Consider the following 6,901-nt stretch of genomic DNA (forward strand, 5'->3'; position numbering starts at 1 on the left):
CATCATCTTATTAAAATAAGCCTTTAAATAAAGCCACGCACAAAACATGAAAGGAATCAATAAAAATGGCCTTAGTGAAACTCAAAGCAGGTAGTCAAAAGATCAGAGTTGTATTGTTGCTAAGTCTTGTATTTGGAAGTCTAGGAGAAGCACATAAGGCTTATGGCGCATTTGCTGGGACAGTTGAACGGGCCAAGGCGCCTGAGATTTCGGAGGAGTTCACAAGATGTGTGAATGGGATAAGGTCTGATGCTGACAGTGATCAATCTATGCAGGAGTGCATAGATAGTGAAATAAGCAAGCAAAGAGAGGCATTGGTCACTGAATATGAAGGACTGATGAATATCTCCAGCCCACAAGAAAAAGAAAAAGTGAAGAAAACTCAGGCTGAGTGGAGTGCAGGCTTCTATCAGCATTGTCACTCATCTGCAGGAAGCGATATTAATGTGGCCTCGGAGAATTTAGACGAAAATATCAAACTGGATGCTGAATTGAATTTCAAGGAATGTGTTATGGATGGGTATTTGGCAAGACGTATCACACTTAGTTCGTTGCGAAATAGGCAGGATAAAAAGGGAAATGATCCCAGTGGTAGTGTAGCTCCGTTAGATGCGTCTGCCCCCTCCGAAAGTGATTAAGGAGAGGGGAGTGGGGAGAAGCTTATTTCGTCCCGGTATTCCGCATCTTGTGCGTCAGGCTCCAATTCACAGATCTCTGGGCCGATATGTTCTGACGTCAGTCTGGCTAAAGATTCAGGCTTTACATCATCCGGCAAAAGATTGGTTCCGGGTTGATGGGTTAAAACAAATTTTTCTTCTATCCATCCTGAGGGAATAGGGGGGAGGCCCTTGAATTCTGGATATCTATCTATTGTTTGCTGCTCGTTGCTTCGCTCTTTCGCTTTCGCCTTATCGCTTCTGCTTTTCTCCAGATCATCAGTCTTTTGAAGTTCCCGTGTTACGGCGGTTACCGTTGGAGGTTCCTTCTTTGTTGCGGGCGCAGATGATTTGGGAGAAGTGCTGACCTTATTCGCTTCTGCCCAGGAGAATAGATCCAACATGGAAGCCTCGCGTTCGCGTTTAGAGGAATTTGCTGTTGGACGGTAGTGTAGTCTCTAATGATGCAAGGCAGTACAAGTTGAGAGTTATCCCCCGAACTCGGAGGGGAAATGTTTACAATCGGTTATTGCTCACTGGAGAGGTCATTCTGACTTTTAGCGGCTTGGCAGATAGAATCTCCCGTCCCCTTTTATAGATTATGCGCCCCATGTGAATGGTGGACCCAGGATGTAGAGAACATGATTTGAGCCTCCTAAGGGTTTCTAAGGCCAATACTCCATTTTCTATATATCCAATTTCAGTTTGGGCACCTTTATCTGTGGCCATTACAAGCCTGTAAGGGGATCTGGACGTTGTCTGAGAGATTATCAATGTTGTGATGTCGTCATGCTGATCAGTAGAGAATATCAAGTTTAATTCACCATCATTGTGGTCAGTCGTTATCTCGATCATGATCAGCCTACTTAGTTTAAGCCAGTTCAAATCAAACGTAATCTTTTTCATTCAATATAGAATGTACTTAAGCCAGAAGTTAGGGGCAATTTTATTGGCAAGGCCAAATCACTGTTTGTGGCATGCATAAATGTGATGGATAGAAATGATAAGGTTTAATCAAATCATTCGGAGTGCCTAGTTATGGCCAGAAAGCCTGATCGAATTAAAGATGTTGGAGCTAAAATTGGGGGGGCGAGAAAAGATCAGGCTCGCGAAAGGCTTAATTTGGATGTCTTGAGTGATTTGAACGCGGAAGAGCGGATCAAATTAGTAAAGAAAAATGCTGTCTGGCCAGAACCTAAATGGGCTGACCTGGTTAATGAAGGGATGCAGGCTGTCGTAGCAGCTAAAATCAGAATAATTCGACGTAATTTGGCCCCACAACCCACAACAAATTATAAAGGCGCTCCTCCTACATTTGAGCGTGCTTCAGAATTGTATGTTGAAATGGTCACCTCGCTCGCAGATGCACTTGTGAACTGCAAGACAGAGCAGGATTTGAATCTGGCTGTAAAAAAATTCAGAGAAGAGCATTATGCGGCAGGAGAGGGGAAAACTGCTCCTTTGCCTGGGAGGTACGGAAGTGGCAGGTCTCTGAATATGACGCCTGACAGGTTCCAAATATACAAGTCCAGTGACCCACTTCCTTTCAATGACAAATATGGCATGGTTCTCTTCTCCTCGAAAGAGGAGGTTAGCATCAAGAAAGATTTGGCTGCAGGCTTCCCTTTGAAAAAGGTCGAGCCCTTTATGAAGGGTCTTGTTATCAAGAATATCAGGATGGTGACAAACCCTAAGGATAAACGTGAGGACTGGATTTATGCGGATAAGGTCGAGGCGTATTATTCTCTGGCTAATAGCATAAGGCGTGTAGGGTATTTTGATTCAAAAGAGGCAGCTATTGCTGCGGCAAAGCTTCGCTATGAAGAAAAGAAGAAAAAAAGAATAAATCTTCCTGAAAGGCCTCATGTTGATCAGGTAGCGCGAAGAGGGCCAGATTATCGAGGTGGTTACAACATCTCTGCTGAACGTTTAATGAAGGAATTTAACTTTCGAGCTATAGAATTTGGAGAATGGTTGCCTAATGATGAGCGCCAGGTAGTCGTAAATGCGGCATGGTGTGCCTGTCACGACTTGGCAGACGCATTAGGAATATCACCGGAGGGTGTCAGTCTGGGCGGCACGCTGTCTCTTGCCTTTGGTGCTAGAGGTAAAGGGCATGCGGATGCTCATTTTGAGCCGGGACGGATGGTCATGAATATGACCCGTATGCGAGGTGCAGGGTCATTGGCCCATGAATGGGGTCATGCCTTAGACTTTTACATTGCGAACTCCAGAGCGCCTACTAATGAACTTAAAATGGAAGGTAAAGGCCTGCGCTATGCGAGTGGTGGCTCTGAGAAATATAGCACAAGTCGATCCGCGCGGCTTAGATTCCTCCCGCCGAATGTCGTGAGTGAAGTCAATAAAGTCATGACTTCCTTGGCTAGGATACAGTTGACCCCCGAAGAGGATATTGCTCGTTGGGAGGATGATATCTCAAAATTAAGGGAGAACAGGGTTAAAATCGAAAGCAAATATAGTGAGTATTTGGCCGCCGAAAGTGAAGGTAAAAAGACTGTTTACGGTATGACGCCTGAAGATGTTAAGCGGCATTATGATATGAGACTTGCTGATGTAGATAAGAAAATCGAGCGATGCCAGAAAGCTATTATGGATATACACAACGGAGGGGTAACGCGCACTGTCCAGACAAGTTTTGCGGATGAAGCTTGTAAGATTGGTAAGACGGATTATTGGGTCAAACCGACAGAAATGTTCGCAAGAGCGTTTGAATCGTGGGTGCAGGATAAACTGAACGGAGCTCAAAACCCTCGTATATCTACCTACCTAGTGCATGGCACTGACCATGCAATTTTTGATGCGATGGTCAAATTGGGAGTTATTGCTGGCAACCCTTATCCAGGAAATAGAGAGAGAAAGGAAATAGGGAAAGCCTTTGAAAGCTTTATGCGAGTTATAGGGCCAGAATATGGACTGGTGAACAAATCACCACGCCCTTTGAATGCAATAACAATTGAAGATCCCAAATACAAAACGGCAGAGGAAGATTTTTCTCCCTCCGCCGTTTAGAGCGCAAAGTTATATCCGCGTCTTTCGTTGTGTGACTAAAAAGCACGCAACGAGAAGGGGTCGTTATTTCTTTGTGCGACGGGTGGTGCGTGTGGCAGGCGCTTTCTTAGCGGCCTTTGCTGGAGTTGTTTTTGTGGCCACCTTTTTAGCAGTAGTCGAAGCGGCTGAACGTTTAGGGGTCGCTTCCGTTTTTGGCGCAGAATCACGCTTTTTAGCGGAGGCTGAGCCATTTGTGGCTGAACCAGCCTTCTTTTTGGCGGCTTTCTTCGCTGGAGACATGTGCTCCTTAATGCGCTGCTTCATGACTGGAGCGGCCTTGAAGCGAACCGTAAATCCTGGTGGCACTTCCACCTTTTCCTGTGTGCGAGGATTCAAGGCAGTGCGAGCTTTGGTTTCGCAAATGCGAAATGTGCCAAAGCCTGGCAGTGTGAAGTAACCTTCGTCTTCCAGACTATCTTTGATAGCCTGGATAACATCTGTGGCAGCCTGCTGAGCTGCAACGCCAGTGCATTCAATTGAGTCTTGGATTGCGGCAGCGATGAAAGCTTTACTCATTAGAACCTCGGTTCTCCGTTGGGTGAGCGTGTAAGAATTGAATATCCATTATTCTCTAACTATCAAGGGTAAATTAAAATCGTCAGTTTCTTTTAAGTCGAAAGTGCTGGTGTGACCTCACTTTTATATTGTGAGGCGAAATGAAATATCCTTTTTGATAAATAACCTATGCGAATATGTTTCATGTCCACTCCTAGAATAACAAAATTGAGTAAACCCCAAGATTTTTTCACTCTAGCTTGCAAAAGAAATGTGTTTTTGCTCTGAGCTTCGGTGATGGACATTAGATAGATTTAACTTATTGCCATTAGTTGCGCAATAAGTAATCAGGTATATGAGTATAGTAGCGATCATTAAACTATATCAGATAGAGATGTTTATAGACCAAACATCGTTGGTTTCGGCTAAATAAGCATCGTATGCGATATCGGATCAGGAGACTTTAGTGATTAGGTTAATGTCTGGCTTCTCCGTCAATTCCCTCACTTTTGCGCTTATGACGTGTTCTTTTTTATTGGGTGCTTTTGATCCTCATTCCTCGCATGCTGAGCCTATATCCTCCGCCTCACCAGATGAAGCAAAAAGTCTTTCCATCCCGGATACGGCAGATATGATTGTTTCTGGAGGGGGTGGGCATGGAGAGTGGGTGTATATAATGGGACCTTTGCATGATCCCTCTCAGCAGAAGCTTAAATTCATGCTCCCACCAGGTAAGGATGGGAAGGGTGTTGCTTTTGAGTGTGAACGCTCATCAGGGAGGGCTGAGTTAGCCTTCATTATGCCAGGTGTGCAGTTTAGGGTTGGCCAATCTCAAGATGTTGCACTGCAAATTGGGCCAGTTACAGAATTCTTAAAAATGACGGTAAAAAGCGTGCCTCCAGAAGGAAGGCCACCGATTTTCTACGCGGAGGGTAAGTCTATCCCGGATATCCTCAGTGCTATGGGGCATGTTCCGACAAGTTTGTTCGATGCGAAATTGTCGTTTGGCTTACAGAAGAAGTACGCATCTTTCCCCATACCAAGACCGGCCGAAGTTCCAAAAACGACAGGTTTGCTCTGTGAAAGTTGGATGAAAAGCGCCAAGTAGATCAATCTGACTGCAAATAAATCAGTTTTTACACCTGAAAATAAAGTATTGACAAATAAAATTAAATAGGGTTAGAGGTTTTGCTATTGGAACCTGTTACAGCCAGCAGCTCCAACTCACGATAAAAAAGGCGGCCTTCTGGCCGCCTTTTTTATTTCGGAGTTTACAACTCCTCTACAACCTTATTTAGTTTTCATGAAAATCAGCAGTATCGTCATCTTCCATCATTACTTCTGATAGTAGCCCAGCCTGCTGTTTGATTTTCTGTTCAATTGCATTTGCAATCTGTGGGTTTTCTTTCAGAAATCGTTTCGAATTTTCACGGCCCTGGCCAATTCTCTGGCTATCATATGAAAACCAGGCTCCAGATTTTTCAATAATATTAGCTTTCACGCCGAGATCAATCAGTTCCCCTTCTTTGCTGATCCCGTGCCCATAAAGAATATCGAATTCGACTTGGCGGAAGGGTGGGGCGACTTTGTTCTTAACGACTTTAATTCTTGTGTGATTGCCGATTGTCTCGTCTTTATCTTTGATCCCACCGATACGACGGATATCAAGACGCACAGATGCATAAAATTTAAGAGCATTGCCGCCTGTTGTGGTTTCGGGGTTTCCGAACATCACTCCGATTTTCAAACGGATCTGGTTCAAAAAGATAAAAAGGGTATTTGTCCGGGCGACAAGACCTGTGAGTTTGCGGAGAGCCTGACTCATTAGCCGAGCTTGAAGCCCAACATGGCTGTCCCCCATATCCCCTTCGAGTTCAGCTCGCGGCACAAGTGCAGCTACGCTATCCAAGACGATCACATCAATGGCGCCTGAGCGTACAAGGGTCTCAGCAATTTCAAGAGCCTGTTCGCCACTATCGGGCTGGCTAATAATGAGGTTATCGATGTCAACGCCCAGTTTTTTGGCATAGGAAGGGTCAAGGGCATGCTCAGCATCAATAAATGCACAAGTCCCACCACGGCTTTGTGCGGATGCAATGGAATGGAGAGCTAGTGTAGTTTTACCGGAACTTTCTGGCCCAAAGATTTCCACGACACGGCCGCGCGGGAGCCCTCCGATCCCCAATGCCATATCAAGTCCAATGGATCCTGTAGGAAGAGCTTCAATGGTTTGGTCTTTGTGTGCAGCGCCAAGGCGCATTACACTACCCTTACCAAATGAGCGATCAATCTGGGCCATTGCTGCTTCAAGAGCATTTTTCTTATCAGAGCTTTGTTTAATATCGCGTGTCATGTCGCAAAATAACCACCACTTTAATGGTGATCACCTCTCCAAAATGATTTTACCTCATTCAAAAGGATTAAACTGATATACATTTTATCCTTTAAACTTACCAACATATTATCCCATTTCAAAAAGGCCTTATCAATACCAAAAGACGAAAATAGTCCTTATTATATAAAGATAAATCTATTTTAATCTATTATTTTGGCTTGATCTTTTTTAAGATTTGTCGGTTGGCTCTTCTTGTAAGTTGTAAGGTTAGTTCAATTAACATCTTCCTCGCCCTAAAGGACGAGGATTTCTCCGGTTAGACCGGGTGTAGTTTTCGCTTCAACAC

Annotated in this window: 5 protein-coding genes and 1 pseudogene; 3 read left to right on the forward strand and 3 right to left on the reverse strand. The window is 44.5% G+C overall.

Translation table 11 applies throughout. From position 1 onward, the window contains the following. Window positions 1-65: 65 nt before the first annotated feature. The gene (locus CSR02_RS01315) at window positions 66-638 is read left to right on the forward strand and encodes a lysozyme inhibitor LprI family protein (RefSeq protein ID WP_099540302.1); all 573 of its coding nucleotides are present in this window, start codon (window positions 66-68) and stop codon (window positions 636-638) included. On the opposite strand, the gene CSR02_RS01320 is transcribed toward CSR02_RS01315, so the two are convergent. Then, on the reverse strand, window positions 635-1,060 hold the full coding sequence (locus tag CSR02_RS01320) for a hypothetical protein (RefSeq protein ID WP_099540303.1): 426 nt from the start codon (window positions 1,058-1,060) through the stop codon (window positions 635-637). The genes CSR02_RS01315 and CSR02_RS01320 overlap by 4 nt on opposite strands. 634 nt (window positions 1,061-1,694) lie before the next feature. On the opposite strand from CSR02_RS01320, the gene CSR02_RS01330 reads away from it, so the two are divergent. Continuing rightward, entirely contained in the window at window positions 1,695-3,686 is a 1,992-nt protein-coding gene (locus CSR02_RS01330; protein ID WP_099540305.1) for an LPD1 domain-containing protein, read from the forward strand. Between the two features lie 288 nt (window positions 3,687-3,974). Here CSR02_RS01330 and CSR02_RS16945 read toward each other — a convergent pair. Continuing rightward, a pseudogene (locus tag CSR02_RS16945) lies at window positions 3,975-4,241 on the reverse strand (HU family DNA-binding protein); the annotation flags it as partial. A 457-nt stretch (window positions 4,242-4,698) separates the two neighbouring features. Between CSR02_RS16945 and CSR02_RS01340 the strand changes: the two are divergent. Beyond that, window positions 4,699-5,328: a hypothetical protein gene (locus CSR02_RS01340; protein WP_143225511.1), complete on the forward strand. Its 630-nt coding sequence runs from the start codon at window positions 4,699-4,701 to the stop codon at window positions 5,326-5,328. Between the two features lie 186 nt (window positions 5,329-5,514). Here CSR02_RS01340 and recA read toward each other — a convergent pair whose 3' ends face one another. Next, on the reverse strand, window positions 5,515-6,573 hold the full coding sequence (gene recA, locus CSR02_RS01345; RefSeq protein ID WP_099540308.1) for a recombinase RecA: 1,059 nt from the start codon (window positions 6,571-6,573) through the stop codon (window positions 5,515-5,517). Window positions 6,574-6,901 lie beyond the last annotated feature (328 nt).

This window comes from Acetobacter pomorum, from assembly GCF_002738225.1.
GTDB lineage: Bacteria > Pseudomonadota > Alphaproteobacteria > Acetobacterales > Acetobacteraceae > Acetobacter > Acetobacter pomorum.